Origin of the sequence: Sphingomonas sp. DC4900, from assembly GCF_049896485.1 — a bacterium.
In the GTDB taxonomy this organism is placed as follows: Bacteria; Pseudomonadota; Alphaproteobacteria; order Sphingomonadales; family Sphingomonadaceae; genus Sphingomonas; species Sphingomonas aquatilis.
In genome coordinates, this window is record NZ_JAFCUK010000008.1 from 11,883 (window position 1) to 30,720 (window position 18,838).

Annotated in this window: 17 protein-coding genes; 15 read left to right on the top strand and 2 right to left on the bottom strand. The window is 68.4% G+C overall.

Annotated elements, in window-relative coordinates:
* Positions 1-2: 2 nt before the first annotated feature.
* A complete protein-coding gene (locus ACP690_RS10480) occupies positions 3-2,102 on the bottom strand; it encodes a TonB-dependent siderophore receptor (protein WP_426261147.1) in 2,100 nt (699 codons plus the stop codon).
* Between the two features lie 170 nt (positions 2,103-2,272).
* Complete coding sequence (locus tag ACP690_RS10485; protein ID WP_017979595.1) at positions 2,273-2,659, bottom strand: hypothetical protein; 387 nt, start codon at positions 2,657-2,659, stop codon at positions 2,273-2,275.
* A 141-nt stretch (positions 2,660-2,800) separates the two neighbouring features.
* Here ACP690_RS10485 and ACP690_RS10490 point away from each other — a divergent pair, with 141 nt between their 5' ends.
* The 15 genes from ACP690_RS10490 (at position 2,801) to murB (ending at position 18,686) form a co-directional block, all read left to right on the top strand.
* Entirely contained in the window at positions 2,801-3,769 is a 969-nt protein-coding gene (locus ACP690_RS10490) for a cysteine synthase A (RefSeq protein WP_043060316.1), read from the top strand.
* Positions 3,770-3,976: 207 nt separating this feature from the next.
* Positions 3,977-4,246: a hypothetical protein gene (locus tag ACP690_RS10495; protein WP_286165109.1), complete on the top strand. Its 270-nt coding sequence runs from the start codon at positions 3,977-3,979 to the stop codon at positions 4,244-4,246.
* Between the two features lie 301 nt (positions 4,247-4,547).
* The gene (locus ACP690_RS10500; protein WP_024310403.1) at positions 4,548-5,051 is read left to right on the top strand and encodes a division/cell wall cluster transcriptional repressor MraZ; all 504 of its coding nucleotides are present in this window, start codon (positions 4,548-4,550) and stop codon (positions 5,049-5,051) included.
* The gene (rsmH, locus tag ACP690_RS10505; protein WP_426261146.1) at positions 5,044-5,970 is read left to right on the top strand and encodes a 16S rRNA (cytosine(1402)-N(4))-methyltransferase RsmH; all 927 of its coding nucleotides are present in this window, start codon (positions 5,044-5,046) and stop codon (positions 5,968-5,970) included. Before ACP690_RS10500 ends, rsmH begins: the two co-directional genes overlap by 8 nt.
* Positions 5,967-6,602 carry a hypothetical protein gene (locus ACP690_RS10510; protein WP_241890994.1) on the top strand — a complete coding sequence of 212 codons (636 nt, stop codon included), beginning with the start codon at positions 5,967-5,969 and terminating at the stop codon, positions 6,600-6,602. The genes rsmH and ACP690_RS10510 overlap by 4 nt, the downstream gene beginning before the upstream one ends.
* On the top strand, positions 6,599-8,314 hold the full coding sequence (locus ACP690_RS10515; protein WP_017979589.1) for a peptidoglycan D,D-transpeptidase FtsI family protein: 1,716 nt from the start codon (positions 6,599-6,601) through the stop codon (positions 8,312-8,314). Before ACP690_RS10510 ends, ACP690_RS10515 begins: the two co-directional genes overlap by 4 nt.
* Before the next feature lie 25 nt (positions 8,315-8,339).
* Positions 8,340-9,755 (top strand): UDP-N-acetylmuramoyl-L-alanyl-D-glutamate--2,6-diaminopimelate ligase, encoded by a 1,416-nt coding sequence (locus ACP690_RS10520; RefSeq protein ID WP_426261145.1) that lies wholly within the window; start codon positions 8,340-8,342, stop codon positions 9,753-9,755.
* A 136-nt stretch (positions 9,756-9,891) separates the two neighbouring features.
* Entirely contained in the window at positions 9,892-11,295 is a 1,404-nt protein-coding gene (locus ACP690_RS10525; RefSeq protein WP_043060311.1) for a UDP-N-acetylmuramoyl-tripeptide--D-alanyl-D-alanine ligase, read from the top strand.
* Positions 11,296-12,366, top strand: coding sequence for a phospho-N-acetylmuramoyl-pentapeptide-transferase (gene mraY / locus ACP690_RS10530; RefSeq protein ID WP_017979586.1), 1,071 nt, complete (start codon positions 11,296-11,298; stop codon positions 12,364-12,366).
* A gap of 157 nt (positions 12,367-12,523) precedes the next feature.
* Complete coding sequence (gene murD / locus ACP690_RS10535) at positions 12,524-13,816, top strand: UDP-N-acetylmuramoyl-L-alanine--D-glutamate ligase (protein ID WP_426261144.1); 1,293 nt, start codon at positions 12,524-12,526, stop codon at positions 13,814-13,816.
* Positions 13,817-13,827: 11 nt separating this feature from the next.
* Positions 13,828-15,045, top strand: coding sequence for an FtsW/RodA/SpoVE family cell cycle protein (locus tag ACP690_RS10540; protein WP_020486562.1), 1,218 nt, complete (start codon positions 13,828-13,830; stop codon positions 15,043-15,045).
* A complete protein-coding gene (gene murG, locus ACP690_RS10545) occupies positions 15,030-16,187 on the top strand; it encodes an undecaprenyldiphospho-muramoylpentapeptide beta-N-acetylglucosaminyltransferase (protein ID WP_426261143.1) in 1,158 nt (385 codons plus the stop codon). Before ACP690_RS10540 ends, murG begins: the two co-directional genes overlap by 16 nt.
* A complete protein-coding gene (gene murC, locus ACP690_RS10550; RefSeq protein WP_426255347.1) occupies positions 16,187-17,602 on the top strand; it encodes a UDP-N-acetylmuramate--L-alanine ligase in 1,416 nt (471 codons plus the stop codon). Before murG ends, murC begins: the two co-directional genes overlap by 1 nt.
* Entirely contained in the window at positions 17,599-17,799 is a 201-nt protein-coding gene (locus ACP690_RS10555) for a hypothetical protein (RefSeq protein ID WP_024310406.1), read from the top strand. The genes murC and ACP690_RS10555 overlap by 4 nt, the downstream gene beginning before the upstream one ends.
* Positions 17,796-18,686, top strand: coding sequence for a UDP-N-acetylmuramate dehydrogenase (murB, locus tag ACP690_RS10560; protein ID WP_426261142.1), 891 nt, complete (start codon positions 17,796-17,798; stop codon positions 18,684-18,686). The genes ACP690_RS10555 and murB overlap by 4 nt, the downstream gene beginning before the upstream one ends.
* Positions 18,687-18,838 lie beyond the last annotated feature (152 nt).

Here is an 18,838-nt window from a genome sequence, read left to right on the forward strand (position 1 = left end):
CCCTAGAACTGGCTCGCCAGCGTCACGCGCACGTTCCGCGGCGCACCGGGAACGGTCCACACGTTCGCGTACGAACTGGCGATATAATAGGTGTCGAACAGGTTATCGACGTCCGCCCGCACGCTCAGCCGCGGCGTGACGGCATAGCTCAGCGTCGCGCGCGCGATCGTGTACGCGGGCAGGCGATAGCTGGTGCCGAACGGATCGCCGGCGCGCGTGCCCACATACGTGATCCCACCACCCACGCCCAGGCGGCCGATCGTCTTCAGCGCGAACAGGCTGCCCGCATGGCGCGGCACGTTCGACAGCGGCTTGCCGATCAGCGTGCGGTCCTGATCGTTGCGGATGGTCGCGTCGACATAGGTATAGGCAGCGGTGACGTAGAGATCGTCGGGGCGGACATAGGTGAGTTCCGCCTCCGCACCGCGCGACCGCTGGCGACCGATCTGGCTCTTGACGAACGGATCGACCGAATTGGGATTGAGGACGTTGCGCTTTTCCATGTCGAACACGGCGGCGGTGCCGGTCAGGCGGCGCCGCAACAGGCTGACCTTGACCCCCGCCTCGGTCGAATGGCTGCGTTCGGCATCGAAGGTCGCGGTGCCGTCGGACGGGTTGAGCCGCAGCGAATTGCCCCGGCTGGCGTAGAGCGATACGCCCTCCCGGACTTGCCACGACACCGCCGCGCGCGGCGTGACGCCGGCATCGCGCGTGTCGAGTTCGCGGACGGTCAGCCGGTTGAAGACGTCCTCGCGAAAGCTGTTCCATCGCGCGCCGAGCAGCAAGGTGAGGGAGCCGCGCCGGATGACGTCCTGCGCATACAGACTCTCGCTGCGAAACGACGCGGTGCGGCTGAGCGAAGCGGGCGGGGTCGGCAGCGGCTGGCCGTAGACGGGGGCGAACAGATCGATCAGCAGAATCGGCCGCGTCGTCGTGCCGCGTGCGCGATCGAGCCGGAAGTCGAGCGCATGGCGTACGCGGTCGATGCCGACGCGCAGGTCGTGCTCCAGCCCCAGCAGGTGAAGCCGCCCAGTCAGTTCGGCACGCAACGACAGATCGTTCCACGCAAAGTCGTGATAGCGGCGGTCGCGCCCGGCGGTGCGTCCGTCGCTTTGCAGACCGCGGGCGCCGAAGTCGACCATCGTGCCGAAGCCGCGCAGCGACCCGTCGCGCTGGCTGCCGCCCAGCTCCAGGCCGATGCCCGATCCCAGATCGGCGAACAGGCTCGCCTGTTGCCACAGGATACGCTGCGTGATGCGGCCGTCTGCCGGCTCGCCGAGGAAGGTGGTGCGATCCATCGCGCGGGCGTTGCCGCCAATGCCGACCACGCCGCGATCGAGCACCGACCGGTTGCGCATATATTCGGCCTGATACAGCAGGCGCAGCCCCGGCGCGGGCGTCCAGGCGATCGAGGGCGCGATCAGGCGGCGCGATCCGCCGACATGGTCGCGGAAGCTGTCATGGTCTTCCGCGACGCCGATCAGGCGGACGGACAGCCCGCCGGCGATCGGGCCGCCCACGTCTCCCGTCACGCGCCGCTGGTTCCAGCTGCCGACCATCGCGCTGGCCGCGGCATGCGCGTGATCGAGCGGCGCCTTGGTGACGATGTTAATCGATCCACCCGGCTCGCCCCGGCCGGACAAAGCGGCGCTCGCGCCCTTCATCACCTCGACGCGTTCGATCGTCGCGCTGTCGACCGGGGAATTATAGCCCAGGTTGCTGCCGAAGCGGTTGATCAGGATATCAGGGCCAGTGTTTTCGTCCCCCGCAAAGCCACGGATCGCATATTTGTCCCACAGGCCGCCGAAGTCGTTCTGACGGGTGACGCCGCCTGCATAATCCAGCGCATCCTGCAGCCGCGTGACGTTTAGCGGCGTCAGGTCGTCCTCGTCCAGCACGCGCACCGATTGCGGATAGCGGAGCAGCGGGGTGTGGCTGCCGATGATGCTAGCGCTGGCCGAGCGCGCCGTGACGACGATGTCGGCAGGGGTCTCGGGCGAGGGCGTATCGCCGCCGGTGGTCTGCGCCATGGCCGGCGCCGCAAGCCCGAAGGCGATGGCAAGAACGGACACGGCGACGCGCCGGTCGTGTGCAAGGATCACGCAGCAAATTCCTGGAATCGGCCGGACAGTTCCGGTCTTGACGGCCAGCTACTGAACTTGCGGATCGTTCGCAATAGCAATGTGCGGGAAGGGTCGGCCGTGCGCCGCGCATGAGAAAAGGGCCGGCGGATCGCTCCGCCGGCCCTTGTGAAAAGTCGGTCCGTCGTGGCTTACGACTTGCAGGTCTGCGAGGCCTTGCCCGGCTGCGACACGGTGATGTTCGACGCATTGCCGGTCAGCTTCCAGCCACCCTCGGCGGTCAGCGGCTCGCCGGCCTTTTCGGCGGTCAGGCGGGTGGGCGTGCCGGTCTGCGACGTCTTGACGAGGGCGAGCTTGTCGCCGTCGAACAGCGTCACGTACAGCAGGCTGTTGTCCTTGCAGCGGAAGGTCTTTTCCGCCTTGATCGCGGGCGGCAGTTCCACCGGCGCGCGGTTGGCGAGCTGGTTGGCCATCGGATCCGGATTCGAATCCAGCACGTCCGGCTGCGCGGGCTTGGAGTTGCAGGCGGCCAGCGCGAGAAGCGCGGCGGTGGCGGCGAACAGGGGGAGGCTCTTCATAGCGAGGGCACGCTTTGCGCATGCGAAGGGGGAGCGTCAAGGCGATCCGTCGGTTTTGGTCGTTCGGTTGATCGCGCGCCTTTGCGCGTCCCAAGTGCAGCTTTGCTTGTCGCAGGCCCGGCCACGCGCCATCTAGCGGGCATGCATACGACCCCAGACACGCTTGCCCTGATCGGCAACACGCCCCTCGTCCGGCTGAAGGGGCCGAGCGAGGCGAGCGGCTGCGACATCTTCGGCAAATGCGAATTCGCCAATCCGGGCGCCAGCGTGAAGGATCGCGCGGCGCTTGGCATCGTCGAGGATGCGGAGGCGCGCGGCGTGCTGCATCCCGGCGGGACGATCGTCGAAGGCACGGCGGGCAATACCGGCATCGGTCTGGCGCTGGTCGCCAACGCCAAGGGCTATCGCACGATCATCGTGATGCCCGAGACGCAAAGCCGCGAGAAGATGGACACGCTACGTGCGCTGGGGGCCGAGCTGGTGCTGGTGCCGGCGGCGCCCTATTCCAGCCCCTGCCACTTCGTCCACACCAGCCGCCGCATCGCGGAGGAACGCGACAATGCGATCTGGGCGAACCAGTTCGACAATGTCGCCAACCGCCGCGCGCATATCGTCGGCACGGCGGAAGAGATCTGGCAGCAGATGGACGGGCGGATCGACGGCTTCACCTGTGCGGCGGGCACCGGCGGCACGATCGCGGGCGTCGGCCTGGGGCTGAAGGCGAAGGACGAGCGCGTCTGCATCGCACTGAGCGATCCGCATGGCGCGGCGCTATACGATTATTACGCGCACGGCGAGCTGCGCAGCGAGGGATCGTCGGTCGCCGAGGGGATCGGGCAGGGGCGCATCACCGCCAATCTGGAGGGCGCGCCGATCGACACGCAGTTCCGCATCTCCGACCAGGAAGGCTATCACTGGGTTCGCCGCCTGCTCGACGAGGAAGGGCTGTGCCTGGGTCTGTCGTCGGGCATCAACGTGGCGGGCGCGGTCCGGCTGGCGGAACAATTGGGCCCGGGCAAACGGATCGCGACGATCCTATGCGACACGGGTTTCCGGTATCTGTCGACGCTGCATGATCCGGCTTGGCGGGCGGAGAAGGGGTTGGCGTGAGAAGGGGGACTTCCCTTCTTCGTCATTCCCGCGAAGGCGGGAATCCATAACCGCTACCGCTGATGATAAAGTCGTGACGTCAGCGCGTCTGGATCCCCGCCTGCGCGGGGATGACGGCGAGTCGGGGGCATGTCTGCGGCCCCCGACTCGCCGCCCAATCGACAAGTGCCCGACAAAGCGGTACAGCCGCGCGGCAAGATGAGAGCCGTGCGAGACACTCACCAGACGATGCAACGGATCAAGGTCGGCGTGATCGGCCTTGTCGCCGTCGTCATGCTCATCGCGATCGCCACCGCGATTCTGGGGTCGGCGACGCGCGAAAAGCCCATCGCCACCGCCGGATCCGCCCAGGCCGACGTCGTCGCGAATATCGCCATGACCAATGCCGGCGCTGCTGCGGCGGCCGATGCCTCGGGCGAACCACTCGCCGAACTCGGCGTCGCGCCGGCCACGGGCAACGCGCAAGCCGCACGATGATCCAATTTCGGGGAAAACCGGGGACGGCGCCCCGCGCCGGCAGAATCGCACGCCCGCACGGGCGGTTGGCGCCTGTGGCATCCATGCCACCATGGGGGTGTTTCCCGCCCGGTTAGCCGTCTCATGGGGGCTTTTCCCCGCTCATCCCCAAAAATCCCGTTGCATCCCCGGTTGGCTGTTGGTAGCGACAGTTAACAACGGGGCAGGCATCATCGTTTGCGTTTGGGCGCAAATGCTTGGGAGGCGGTGAAAATCCGACTTTCCAGACGATGAGCCGTGCGCGTCAGGGTGCGAGACGGGCGTGTTGGAAAGGGGCGACTATCAGGGAAGTGGACTCGCTCTTGTCGATGACAAGGGTCGCGTCGCCATCCCCAATGCGCTCCGCCACACGCTGGCTGCCAATGCGCCCCGCGCCGACGGCAAGGACGGCGGCACCGTCATCATCGCCGCGCATGAGGATCAGCCCTGCCTGATCGCCTATGATCCCGCCTATATCGCCGAACTGAAGCGCGAATTGAACGAGCGCGTCGCCCTGTCGCGCGGCGCCGACGGCAAGATCGACCACAATATCAAGCGCGGCGGCGCGAACGGCGAGGCGGTGCCCTTCGATGGCTCCGGCCGGTTCATCATGCCCGGCTTCCCTCGCTTCTACGCCAATATCGGCGCGCACGCCTTCTTCTGGGGCACGCTCGACTATATCGAGATCTGGGACCCCAAGACGCTGCTGTCGACGCCGGGCATCGCGCCGCAGATGGTCGCTGCCTGCCGCTATTACTGCCAGGACAAGGGGGTGCCGCTTGACTGACGCCCCTCACATCCCTGTGCTGCTCGACGAAGTGGTCGCCGCACTTGCCCCCGCCCCGGGCGAAGTGATGGTCGATGCCACGTTCGGCGCGGGCGGCTACACGCGCGCGATCCTGAAGACCGGCGCCACCGTCATCGCCTTCGATCGCGACCCCGACGCGATCCGTGAAGGGCGGGCGGCTGGTATCGAGGGGCTGACGCTCGTCCACAGCGACTTCTCCGCGATGGAGGCGGCGATCGATGCGCCCGTCGACGGGCTGACGATGGATATCGGCGTGTCGTCGATGCAGCTCGATCAGGCGGAGCGCGGCTTTTCGTTCCAGTCCGACGGTCCGCTCGACATGCGGATGGCGCAGGACGGCCCCAGCGCGGCGGACTTCCTCAACACCGCCGACGAGGAAACCATCGCCGACGTGCTGTACCAGTATGGCGACGAGCCCAAGTCGCGCCGCGTCGCGCGTGCGATCGTCGCGGCGCGCCCGCTGACCCGTACGGGCGAACTGGCCACCGTCGTGCGCAAGGCGCTGGGCCACCGGCCGCACGACAAGAAGGATCCGGCGACGCGGACCTTCCAGGCGATCCGTATCCATGTGAACCGGGAATTGGGTGAGCTGGCCGACGGCCTCGCCGCTGCCGAGCGGCTGCTCAAGCCCGGCGGCCGGCTGGCGGTGGTGACGTTCCACAGCCTGGAGGATCGCATGGTCAAGCGCTTCCTGCGCGAACGCTCGGGCAACACGCCCGGCGGCTCTCGGCACCTGCCGCAGGCGGGCGCGACGCGCGCACCCAGCTTCGCGACCGTCGGCCGCGGCATCCGTGCCGGCGAGGCGGAACTCGCGCGCAACCCGCGCGCACGATCGGCAACATTGCGGACCGCCATCCGGACGGCCGCCCCTGCATGGAATGAAGAGGTGACGGCATGACGGCGGCGTATCGGTTGAAGGGGATCGGATGGTTCGGTGGCTGCGTGGCCATCGTCCTCGGTTTCTACCTGGTCTCGCTGCAGGTCGCGACCGAGCGCAAGAAGCTCGAGAGCATGGATCGCAAGATCGATGCCGCGCAGCGCGATATCCGCGCGCTGGAGACGGAGTTCGAAACGCGTGCCAACCTCGCCCAGCTCGAAAAGTGGAACGGCGAGACGCTGTCGCTCGCCGCGCCGACCGCGGGCCAGTTCGTGACCGACGAGGCGGCGCTCGCCAGCCTCGACGTCAATCAGGTGGGCGTGCCCACCGATGGCAAGTCCGGAACGCAGATGGCGTCGCTGGTCGTGCCGTCGCAGCCGGGCGTCAGCGTCGCCGCGCCCGCCGCCACGCCGGCCCCGGCCGTGGTGCAGGTCGCCGCTGCGATGCCCAAGGCGCAGCGCGCGGTGATCAAGGTCGCCGCCATCGAAAAGAGCGCGCCGATGCTGGCGAAGCTCAACGAGGCGGCCCGCGCCAAGGCGGCGGTGGCGAAGGTGCGGCCTGAAGCGGTCGCGATGCTCGACAAGAAGCTGCTGTCCGACAGCACGCTGGGCGATATCCTCAGCAGCGCGCGCGCCGAGGCTCGCAAACGTTGACCGTCATCGTCGCCCGTCCGGCCCAGGCCCAGCATCGCAGCGCCGGCCAGCGTCACGCGCTGGTCGCGACGTCGCATATGCGGCTGATGATGCTGATGATGCTGTTCGCGGCGGCGGTGGTCCTGATCATCGGCCGGCTGGCGATGCTCGGTATCCTGTCGGGCGGCGAGGCGGCGGCGCGCACGGCGGCACTGGCGGCGCGCGGCGATATCGTCGATCGTAACGGCGCGCCGCTCGCCCGGACGATCGACGCGTGGACCATCGCGGTCCACCCGAACAAGATCATCGGCGACAAGATGGAGATCGCCGCCCGGCTCGCGGCGCTGATGCCCGATCGCGGCGACCAGGCGTGGTTCTATCACCAGCTTACCCGCAACATCAGCTTCGTCTACCTCCAGCGTCGCGCCAGCCCGGCGCTGGTCGAGCAGGTGAATGCGATCGGCGAGCCGGCGTTGGTCTTCGCGCGCGAGACGCAGCGCCTGTACCCGCAGTCGACGATGGCGGCGCATGCGCTGGGCTTCCTGTCGACCGACGGCCACGGCATGAGCGGCATGGAGCGTGTGCTCGACGAACGGCTGCTCGATCCGGCGCAGGCGGGCAAGCCGGTCGCGCTGGCGATCGACGCACGCGTGCAGGCGGCGATGGAAAGCGAACTCGGCCGCGCGATGGGCACCTTCTCCGCGCGCGGGGCGGGCGGCATCGTGATGGACGTCCATACCGGCGAAGTGCTCGCAATGGTCTCGCTGCCGACGTTCAATCCCAATCGCGTCGGGATGGCGGGCAGCGAGGAACTGCGCAATCTGACCACGCAGAGCGTGTTCGAGCTGGGCTCGACCTTCAAGCCGATCACCGTCGCGACCGCGATCGACACCGGCACGATCACGATGAACCGCAAGTTCGACGCGACGCATCCGCTGAAGGTCGGCGGCTTCACCATCCATGACGAGCGCGGCGATCCGCAGCGCTGGCTGTCGATGCCCGAAACGCTGATCTATTCGTCCAACATCGCCACCGCGCGGATCGCCGATGAGGTGGGTCCGCAGAAGATGCAGACGATGTTCCGCAAGCTGGGTTTCGACACCCGGCCCGACATCGAATTGCGCGAAAAGGGCCGGCCGCTGTGGCCGCGGTACTGGGCGCGGACGACGACGATGACGACGGCCTATGGCCACGGCATCGCGGTGACGCCGCTGCACCTCGCCAGCGCTTATGCGGCTCTGGTCAACGGCGGCATCTGGCGCCCGGCGACGCTGATGAAGATCGCCCCCGGCCAGGCACCCGCCGGCCGTCGCGTCATCAGCGAGGCGACCAGCTACAAGATGCGCCAGATGCTGCGGCTGATCGTCATGCGCGGCACGGGCCGCAAGGGCGACGCGCCCGGCTATCGCGTGGGCGGCAAGACCGGCACCGCCGAGGCGGCGGTCGCGGGCGGCTACGACCATTCGCGCAACGTCGCGACCTTCGCTGCGGCCTTCCCGATGGATGCGCCGAAATACGTCGTGCTCGCGATGCTCGATTCGCCGCAGGGCACGAAGGAAACGGGCGGCTGGAAGACCGCCGCCTGGAACGCCGCGCCCGTCGTCGGCCGCACGATCGCCCGCGTCGGATCGATGCTCGGCGTGGTGCCCGATGCGCAGCGCGACATCGACGTCGCTGACATGATGCCGCTGATCTGGCAGGAGACGCCGCCGAAGCAGGCGAACGGCAATTGACGAGCCGACTATTGAGGAGCGCGACATGAAGCTGGGGACGCTCACCGGCGGGAGTGAAGAGGCGGTGGTCACCGGCTTTGCGATCGACCATCGCAAGGTCGCGCCGGGCACCGTCTTCGGCGCGTTTCAGGGCGCGCGGGTGAATGGCGAGGAGTATATCGCCGACGCGGTGCGGTCGGGTGCGATCGCCGTCGTGACGCGGCCGGGCGTGCCGGTGGAGGGCGCTGTGGCAATCCCGTCCGACAGCCCGCGCGAACGCTTCGCGCAGCTTGCCGCGCAATTTTTCGCGCCGTTTCCCGAGGTCGCGGTCGCCGTGACCGGCACCAACGGCAAGACCTCCACCGTCGAAATGACGCGGCAATTGTGGCGGATGGCGGGCGAGCATGCCGCCTCGATCGGGACGCTGGGCGTCACCACCGCCGACGAGCGCGTGACGACCGGGCTGACGACGCCGGACGTCGTCACCTTTCTCTCCAACGTCGCCGGGCTGGCGCGCGAGGGCGTGACGCATGTCGCCTTCGAGGCGTCGAGCCACGGCCTGACGCAATATCGCACCGAGGGGCTACGCGTCGCCGCGGCGGCCTTCACCAACCTCAGCCGCGACCACCTCGACTATCATGGCGACATGGGCGCCTATCTCACCGCCAAGCTGCGGCTGTTTTCCGAAGTGCTTAGCCCCGATGGCGCCGCAGTCGTCTGGGCGGACGACGTCGAATCGGCGCGGGTGATCGATCTCGCCCAGGCGCGCGGCAACCGGCTGGTGACGGTCGGCGAACGCGGCAGCACGCTGCGCCTGGTCGAGCGTGATCCGACCTTGCTGGGGCAGGGGCTGGTGATCGAGGCGGAGGGCGCGACGCATCGCGTCACCCTGCCGCTGATCGGCGGCTATCAGGCGGCGAATGCGCTCGTCGCGGCGGGACTGGTCATCGCGACCGGCGGCGACGTGACGCAGACGATCGCCAATCTCGCCCGCCTGCAACCCGTCCGCGGCCGGCTGGAGCGTGCGGCGATCGCGCGCGGCGGCGCGCCCGTCTACGTCGATTACGCGCACACGCCCGACGCGCTGGAGGCGGCGATCGCCGCGTTGAAGCCGCATGCCGGCGGCCGGCTGATCGTCGTCTTCGGTGCGGGCGGCGACCGCGACGCGGGCAAGCGCGAGACGATGGGGCAGGTCGCGCAGATGCAGGCCGACCTCGCGATCGTCACCGACGACAATCCCCGTACCGAGGATGCCGCCGCGATCCGCGCCGCGATCCTGAAGGGCGCGCCCGACGCCCGCGAAATCGGCGACCGCCGCGAAGCCATCGCCACCGCGATCCGCGAAGCCGGCCCGCAGGATATCGTGCTGATTGCCGGCAAGGGCCACGAACAGGGCCAGATCGTCGGTGACCTCGTGCTGCCGTTCGACGACGTCAGCGTGGCGCGGGAGTATGCGGCGTGAGGGGCGTGTACTCTTCGTCACCCCGGACTAGTTCCGGGGTCCACTCCGCGGCGAGGGGGATGGCTGGAGGCTCTTGCCCGCCCCTCGCGGACTGGTGGACCCCGGAACAAGTCCGGGGTGACGAAGGAGTTGGGCGATGATGCGTCCCCTCTGGACCGCCACCGAACTCGCCGCTGCCACCTCGGGCACCGCCTCCACCGACTTCGCCGTCACCGGCGTCGCGTTCGACAGCCGTGAGGTCGGTCCCGGCGACCTGTTCATCGCCCTCACGGGCGACAGCACCGACGGCCACCGCTTCCTCGATCAGGCCTTCGCGCAAGGGGCCGCTGGCGCGATCGTATCCGCCGACACGCCCCATCCGCACGTGCGCGTCGATGATACCTTCGCGGCCCTGAACGACCTCGGCCGTGCCGCCCGCGCCCGCATGAATGGCACGGTGATCGGCGTCACCGGCTCCGTCGGCAAGACGTCGGCCAAGGAGGCGCTGTTCGCCGCGCTCGACCGCTCGCTGACCGGCGCGGTGCATCGCTCGGTCAAGAGCTACAACAACCACACCGGCGTGCCGCTCAGCCTCGCCCGCATGCCGCGCGACACGACGGTCGGCGTGTTCGAGATGGGCATGAACCATGCTGGCGAGCTGTCGCAGCTCACGCGCCTGGTGCGCCCACACATCGCGATCATCACCGCCATCGCGCCTGCCCACACCGAATTCTTCGCCGACGAAAGCGCCATCGCCGACGCCAAGGGCGAGATCTTCCAGGGTCTTGAGCCCGGCGGCGTCGCCATCGTCCCCTATGACAGCCCGCACCGCGACCGGCTGATGGCGGCCGCCGCCCCCTATGCCGCACGCACCGTCACCTTCGGTCTGACCAAGGGCGCCGACGTCCATGCGGTCGAGGCGATGCGTCTGCCCGCGGGCGGGTCGTTCGTGACCGCAAAGGTCGGCGCGCGCGAATTGTCGTTCACGCTGTCGCAGCCGGGCATGCACTGGGTGTCGAATGCCCTCGCGGTCCTCGCCGCAGTCGATGCCGCCGGCGCCGACCTCGCCCGTGCGGGTCTCGCACTTGCCGAAATGGGCGGCCTCGCCGGGCGCGGCCTCCGCGTCACGGCGCGCGTCGGCGAGGGCGAGATGCTGGTCATCGACGAAAGCTACAACGCCAACCCCGCCTCGATGCGCGCGACGCTGGCGGTGCTGGCGGAGGAGCCCGGCCGGCACGTCGCGGTGCTGGGGGAGATGCGCGAGCTCGGCGACGATTCCGCCGCCTATCACGCCGCCCTCGCCGAACCGATCCTGGCCGCGCGCGTCGAAACGGCGCTGCTCGTCGGCGAAGCGATGGCGCCGCTGGCACAGGCCCTTGAGGGACGCGTCGACATCATGCATGTGCCGGATGCTGCGACGGCGCTCGACCGGCTGAAGAACCTGGTCCGGGCAGGAGACGCGGTACTCGTCAAAGGGTCTAATGGTGTCGGCTTGTCGCGCCTGGTCGCGGGGCTGGAGGCAGGTGTTGCGATCGCAGATCGCATGGGGGGCGGAACGTAAATGCTGTACTGGATCGCCGAGCACCTGGGCTTCACCGGGCTGCTGAACCTTATCCGCTACCAGTCCTTCCGGACCGGCGCGGCGGTGGCGACCGCGCTGTTCATCGGCCTGATCATCGGGCCGCGCTTCATCGGCTGGCTGCGCGTCCGCCAGGGCAAGGGGCAGCCGATCCGCGCTGACGGCCCGCAGACGCACCTCGCCAAGCGGGGCACGCCGACGATGGGCGGGCTGATGATCCTGACCAGCATGGCGCTGGCGATCCTGATCTGGATGGATCTCAGCAACCCCTATGTCTGGGCGTGTCTGTTCGTGACGCTCGGTTTCGGTGCGATCGGCTTCCTCGACGATTACGACAAGGTGCGCAAAGCGAGCACCGCCGGCGTGTCGGGCAAGACGCGCCTGCTGCTCGAATTTGCGATCGCCGGCATCGCGTCGTGGATCATCATGCAGCAGAACGGTCCGCACCTGTATCTGCCGTTCACGGACCGGCTGTACCTCGACCTTGGCTATGCCTTCCCGCTGTTTGCCGCCTTCACGATCGTCGCCTTCGGCAATGCGGTGAACCTGACCGACGGGCTCGACGGCCTGGCGACGATGCCGGTCATCATCGCCAGCGTGGCGTTCATGCTGATCGTGTATCTGGCGGGCAACGTGAAGTTCGCCACGTATCTGGGCATCCCGCACGTGCCAGGCGCGGGCGAACTCGCGATCTTCTGCGGCGCGGTGGTTGGCGCCGGACTCGCCTTCCTGTGGTTCAACGCACCGCCCGCTGCGGTGTTCATGGGCGATACCGGCAGCCTCGCGCTGGGCGGCGCACTCGGCACGATCGCGGTCGTCGCGCACCATGAGATCGTGCTGGGCATCATCGGCGGCCTGTTCGTCGTTGAGGCGCTGTCGGTCATCATCCAGGTGTTCTTCTACAAGCGCACCGGCAAGCGCGTGTTCCGCATGGCGCCAATCCACCATCATTTCGAACAATTGGGCTGGAGCGAGCCGACCGTCGTCATCCGCTTCTGGATCATCAGCCTGGTGCTGGCCCTCGCCGGCCTGTCTACGCTGAAGCTGCGGTGAGGGGGATGACCGTAGCCCCATTCCCCCCGTCACCCCGGACTCGTTCCGGGGTCCACCAGGCCACGTGGGGGCGGTGCGCGCCTCTAGCCGTCCCCCCCGCCGAAAAGTGGACCCCGGACCAAGTCCGGGATGACGGATCGATTTGGGCAGACGCGGCATGATCCTCTCCACCGCCTGGAAGGGCCAACGCTACGCCGTCCTCGGCCTCGCCCGCTCCGGCATGGCGACCGTCCGCGCGCTCGCCGCCGCCGGTGCTTACGTGGTGGCGTGGGACAGCGACCCCGCCGCGCGCGAACGGGCGCAAGCGATCGACGGCGTCATCGTCCACGATCCCGCCGCCCTCGACCTCACCGGCGCGGCCGGGCTGGTCGTCTCGCCCGGCGTCCCACTCAACACCCACCCGCTGGTCGCGCAGGCGCGCGCGGCGGGCGTGCCGGTGATCGGCGACATCGAATTGTTCGCCCAGGCCCGCGCCGAACTGCCGCCGCACAAGGTCGTCGGCATCACCGGCACCAACGGCAAGTCGACGACGACCGCGCTGGTCCATCATATCCTGAAGACCGCGGGCGTGCCGACGCTGATGGGCGGCAACATCGGCCTGCCGATACTCGAACAGGATCCGCTGCCGGAGGGGGGCGTCTATGTCCTCGAACTGTCGAGCTACCAGATCGACCTGACGCAGACGCTCGATTGCGACGTCGCGGTGCTGCTCAACATCACACCGGATCACCTCGATCGTTATGATGGGTTCGAGGGCTATGCGGCGTCCAAGGCGCGGCTGTTCGAGATGCAGTCAGCGGGTCATCTCGCGGTTGTTGGCATCGACGATGACGCCACGCGGAACCTTGCCGGCGCGCTTCGCGATCGGGGTGATCTGATCGAAGTGTCGACCGCCGAATACAACGGCGCGGTGTTCGGACCCGCATTGCGCGGTCCACACAATGCGCAGAACGTCGCCGCCGCACGTATCGTCGCGGCGAGGCTCGACGTGCCCGCCGGCGAACTGTCCGCAGCGCTCGAAACTTTCACCGGCCTGCCCCACCGCATGGAGCGCATCGCCGAGCGCAACGGCGTCGCCTTCATTGACGACAGCAAGGCGACCAACCCCGAAAGCACCGCCCCCGCGCTCGGCGCGTTCGAGCGCATTCACTGGATCGTCGGTGGCAAGCGCAAGGGCGACGATCTCGACGCCTGCGCGCCGTTCCTCAGCCACGTCGTCGCGGCCTATACGATCGGCGAGGCGGCCGAGCTGTTCGCCGACATCCTGACGCCAAAACTCCCGCACGTCGAACGGAGCGGCGATCTCGTCACGGCCGTCCGCGCCGCCGCCGCGGCGGCGCAGCCCGGAGAGGTCGTGCTGTTGTCGCCGGCCTGTGCTAGTTTCGACCAGTTCCGCGATTACGAGGCGCGGGGCGCTGCGTTCCGCGCGGCTGTCGAGGCTCTAGCATGACGGGCGCCAGCATGACCGACGACAAGCGCGACACCCTGATCGCCAAGGTGAAGCGCTCGGGCGGGCGCGGCGACCGATCGCCGCTCGGCACCTGGTTCTGGGACATCGACCGGATGCTCCTGCTGCTCACCCTGTTCCTGATCGCGATCGGGCTGGTGGCGGTGGCGGCGGCAAGCCCCGCGACCGCAGTTCGTTATTCGGGCGAGCATCACAAGTTCACCGCGCTCTATTATTTCTGGCGCCAGCTGATCTGGGTCGGCATCTCGCTGCCCGTGCTGTTCGGCGTGTCGATGCTGCCGGTGCCGCTCGCCCGCCGGCTCGCGCTGATCGGCGCTGCGGTGCTGATCGTCTGCCTCGCGCTCACGCCCTTCGTCGGGAACAGCATCAACGGCGCGCGGCGCTGGATCGGCTATGGCTTCGCCTCGTTCCAGCCGTCCGAGTTCCTGAAACCGCTCTTCATCGTCACGGTCGCATGGCTGCTGTCGCTCAAGGCGAAGGACCCGACGCTGCCGACCGTGCTCATCACCGGTGCGATGACCGGGCTGATCGCGCTGCTGCTGATGATGCAGCCCGATTTCGGACAGACGGTGATCTTCTGCACCGTATGGATGGCGCTGCTGATGATCGCCGGCACGCCGATGCGCGTGCTGGGCGGGATCATCGCGATGGTGCCGGTCGGTCTCGTCTGCGCGTACATGTTCTACAGCACCGCCCGCAACCGCATCGACGCCTTCCTGTTCCCGAGCGTCGAGGGCGAGGGCGCGAGCGATCACTTCCAAACCAATGCCGCGCATGCGACCATCACCAGCGGCGGCTGGACCGGCACCGGTCCCGGCGGCGGCACGGTGAAGTTCGGTCTGCCCGAAGCGCATACCGATTACATCTATTCGGTGATCGGCGAGGAATTCGGCCTGATCGCCTGCGCGATCATCGCGCTCGTCTTCCTGGCGATCGTCGTACGCGTGTTCGTCAAGCTGCTCGACGAACAGGACGAATTCAAGCTGCTCGCCGCCAGCGGCCTCGCCGTGCAGTTCGGCGCGCAGGCGTTGGTGTCGATGGCGGTCAACACGGGCCTCGCGCCGTCCAAGGGTATGACGCTGCCGTTCATCAGCTATGGCGGGTCGTCGATGATCGCGCTGTCGATCGGCATGGGGTTGCTGCTTGCCTTCACCCGGCGCAATCCGTTCCTGACGCGCAGCCCGTATGTGGTGAGATGGGGTTCGAATTGAGCAAGCATTACGTCCTGGCAGCCGGTGGCACGGGCGGTCACATGGTCCCCGCCGCGGCGCTGGCGGAGGAGCTGACCCGGCGCGGCCATCGCGTCGCGCTGGTCAGCGATGCGCGCGGCGTGCGCTTCCCCGGCCTGTTCGAGAACGTCCAGACGCACGTCTTGCCCGCGGGCCGCTTCCAGGTGAAGAAGCCACAGGGCTGGGCGAGCGCGGTGCGCGAGATGCTGCGCGGCCGGGCGATGGCGCGTGAATTGTACCGCACGTTCAAGCCCGCCGCGGTGATCGGCTTCGGCGGCTATCCCGCCTTCCCCGCGCTGCTCGCGGCGTTCGCGGAGAAGATCCCGACTGCCGTCCACGAACAGAACGCCGTCCTGGGCCGCGTCAACCGCGTCGTCGCGGGCAAGGTCGATGCGATCGCGACCTCGTACAAGGCGACCGAGCGGCTGGCGGCGAAGCACGAGCACAAGGTCCATCTCGTCGGCAATCCGGTGCGCGACGCGGTGCTCGCCTTGCGTGCGAAACCCTATCCGCTGCTGGAAGAAGACGGCATCTTCCGCGTCCTCGTCACCGGCGGCAGCCAGGGCGCGAGCATCCTCAGCCAGGTGGTGCCCGACGGCCTCGCCATGCTGCCCGTCACCTTCCGTCGCCGCCTGCAGGTGACGCATCAGGCGCGGATCGAGGATATCGATGCGGTGCGCGCGCAATATGCCGAGCATCAGATTCCGGCCGAACTTGCGACCTATCTGCCCGACATGCCCGAACAGCTCGCCTGGGCGCACCTCGTCATCGCCCGCGCCGGCGCGTCGACGATCGCGGAACTGACCGCGGCAGGGCGGCCCGCCATACTCGTGCCGCTGCCCGGCGCGACAGACGACCACCAGACCGCGAATGCGCGCGAGATCACCAAGGCGGGCGGCGCGCGCACCATCCCGCAGCCCGAATTTACCGCCGTGGAGCTTGCCAAGCAGATGCAGAAACTGGGCCTCGACCCCGCGGCACTCGAAAACGCCGCCGCGCGCGCGAAGAGCGTCGGCCGCCCGACCGCGGTCAGCGACCTCGCCGATCTGGTCGAAAGCCTCGACGCCCCGCTGTCGCGCCTCCCCGTCGGCGTGCCGACCAAGCCCAAGGCGGTGACGGCATGATTAGGGGCGTCGCAACCGACATCGGTCCGATCCACTTCGTCGGCATCGGCGGCATTGGCATGTCCGGCATCGCCGAGGTGATGAAGAACCTCGGCTATACCGTGCAGGGCTCCGACGTTGCCGAAGGCTATGTCGTGCAGGGCCTGCGCGACAAGGGCATCGCCGTCACGATCGGCCACGCTGCCGAGAACGTGGCGGACGCCGCAGTCGTCGTCACCTCGACGGCGATCACGCGCACCAATCCGGAGGTCGAGGCGGCGCTGGAACGACGCATCCCCGTCGTCCGCCGCGCAGAAATGCTAGCCGAGCTGATGCGCCTCAAGTCGACCGTCGCGGTGGCCGGCACGCATGGCAAGACGACGACGACCAGCATGGTCGCGGCGCTGCTCGATGCCGGCGGCGTCGACCCCACCGTCATCAACGGCGGCATCATCAACAGTTACGGCAGCAACGCACGTCTCGGCGCGAGCGACTGGATGGTGGTCGAGGCCGACGAGAGCGATGGCAGCTTCCTGCGCCTCGACGGCACGATCGCGGTCGTCACCAACATCGATCCCGAGCACCTCGACCATTACGGCAGCTTCGACGGCGTGAAGGACGCGTTCGTCGAATTCGTCGAGAACGTGCCCTTCTACGGCGCGGCCTTGCTCTGTCTCGACCACCCGGAGGTCCAGAACATCCTGCCGCGCGTGCGCGACCGGCGCGTCGTGACCTACGGCTTTTCCGCACAGGCCGACGTCCGCGGTGTCAACGTCACCCCGGTGCCGGGCGGCAACCGCTTCGAATGCATCGTGCGCGAGCGCGACGGCACCAGCCGCTCGATCGAGAATATCGAGCTGCCGATGCCCGGTCGCCACAACGTCCAGAACGCGCTCGCGGCGATCGGCGTGGCGCTGGAGCTCGGCATTCCCGACGAGACGATCCAGCGCGGCTTTTCCGCGTTTGGTGGCGTCAAGCGCCGCTTCACCCATGTCGGCGAAGTGGCGATGGAGGACGGCAACGTCACGATCATCGACGATTACGGCCACCACCCGGTCGAAATCCGCGCCGTGCTCGCCGCCGCACGCGAAGGGGCGGAGGGCCGCGTCATCGCCGTCGTCCAGCCGCACCGCTATTCGCGCCTCGGCAGCCTGATGGAAGAGTTCCAGACCGCGTTCAACGACGCCGATCGCGTGCTCGTGACCCCTGTCTATGCCGCGGGCGAGACGCCGGTCGAGGGCGTCGACGCGCAGGCCTTGGTTGAGGGGTTGAAGCGCCGCGGCCACCGCTCCGCCGCGACCGTCGCCGATGCCGATGCGCTGGCGGACGAACTCGCCGCGACGATCCAGCCCAACGACATGGTCGTCTGCCTCGGCGCGGGCGACATCACCAAATGGGCGGCGGGCCTCGCCGCCGCGATCGGAGCACGGCGATGACCGACTGGTTCGATGCGGGCCTGAAGCTCCAGAAGCAGATGCTCGACGCGCAGCGCCAGGCGCTGGAGGCCGGCGGCCACGCGGTCGATGCCGGCGCCGCGATGGTCGAGGCCCAGGAGGCGACGCGCAAGGCGGCCGAGGCGAACCTCGCCGCGTTCCAGGCGTGGACGCGACTCTGGGGCGTCGGGCCTTGGTGACCGCATTGCCCCCGGTCCGCGGGCGCCTGACGGAGGGCGCCGCGCTGGCGCCGCTCGTCTGGTTCAAGGCGGGGGGCAATGCCCAATGGCTGGTTGAGCCGAAAGACGCGGACGATCTGTCCGACTTCCTCGCCGCGCTCGACCCAACGGTGCCGGTGATGGCGCTGGGGCTGGGATCGAATCTCATCGTCCGCGACGGTGGCGTTCCCGGTGTGGTGGTGCGGCTCGGCAAGCCGTTCGCGCACGTTCAGCGACTCGACGACGTGACCCTGCGCTGCGGTGGCGGGGCGAGCGGCATCCTCGTCTCCTCGACCGCACGCGATGCGGGCATCGGCGGCGTCGAATTCCTGCGCTCGATCCCCGGCACGGTCGGCGGCTTCGTCCGGATGAATGGTGGCGCCTACGGCCGTGAGGTCAAGGACGTGCTGGTCAAGGCCGACGTCGTGTTGCGCTCCGGCGAACGCGTGACCCTCAGCCTCGCCGACCTCGGCTACACCTATCGCCACAGCGCGCTGCCCGACGGCGCGGTCGTCGTATCCGCGACCTTCCGCGGCGCGCCCGCCGAGCCGGCCGTGATCCAGGCGGAAATGGACCGCATCGCCGCCGCGCGCGAGGCATCGCAGCCGCTCCGGTCGAAGACCGGCGGCTCGACGTTCAAGAACCCCGACGGGCACAAGGCCTGGGCTTTGGTCGATGCCGCCGGCTGCCGGGGCTTGCGGCGTGGTGATGCTCAGGTATCTGAGAAACATTGTAATTTCCTGCTCAACCTCGGTTCGGCGAGCAGCGCCGATATCGAAGGTTTGGGTGAAGAGGTGCGGGACAAGGTGAAGGCGCAATCGGGCGTGACGTTGGAATGGGAAATTCAGCGCGTGGGAGTGGCGGCGTGAGCGGCGTGATCCAGTTCCTCCCCCGCCAGGGGGAGGGGGACCGCTCGGCGTCAGCCGAGTGGTGGAGGGGGAGGACGGCAGTGTCCTCTCCGCTGTTCCGTGTCCTCCCCCTGCGTCATGCTGCGCATGCCACCTCCCCCTTGCGGGGGCGG

Bases quoted from the DNA above. Each gene is read 5' to 3' on its own strand.
- ACP690_RS10510 (WP_241890994.1), top strand. From the start codon at position 5,967: ATGACGGCGGCGTATCGGTTGAAGGGGATCGGATGGTTCGGTGGCTGC.
- ACP690_RS10525 (WP_043060311.1), top strand. From the start codon at position 9,892: ATGATGCGTCCCCTCTGGACCGCCACCGAACTCGCCGCTGCCACCTCG.
- murG (WP_426261143.1), top strand. From the start codon at position 15,030: ATGGGGTTCGAATTGAGCAAGCATTACGTCCTGGCAGCCGGTGGCACG.
- ACP690_RS10520 (WP_426261145.1), top strand. From the start codon at position 8,340: ATGAAGCTGGGGACGCTCACCGGCGGGAGTGAAGAGGCGGTGGTCACC.
- mraY (WP_017979586.1), top strand. From the start codon at position 11,296: ATGCTGTACTGGATCGCCGAGCACCTGGGCTTCACCGGGCTGCTGAAC.
- ACP690_RS10490 (WP_043060316.1), top strand. From the start codon at position 2,801: ATGCATACGACCCCAGACACGCTTGCCCTGATCGGCAACACGCCCCTC.
- ACP690_RS10540 (WP_020486562.1), top strand. From the start codon at position 13,828: ATGACCGACGACAAGCGCGACACCCTGATCGCCAAGGTGAAGCGCTCG.
- ACP690_RS10555 (WP_024310406.1), top strand. From the start codon at position 17,599: ATGACCGACTGGTTCGATGCGGGCCTGAAGCTCCAGAAGCAGATGCTC.
- murD (WP_426261144.1), top strand. From the start codon at position 12,524: ATGATCCTCTCCACCGCCTGGAAGGGCCAACGCTACGCCGTCCTCGGC.
- ACP690_RS10485 (WP_017979595.1), bottom strand. From the start codon at position 2,659: ATGAAGAGCCTCCCCCTGTTCGCCGCCACCGCCGCGCTTCTCGCGCTG.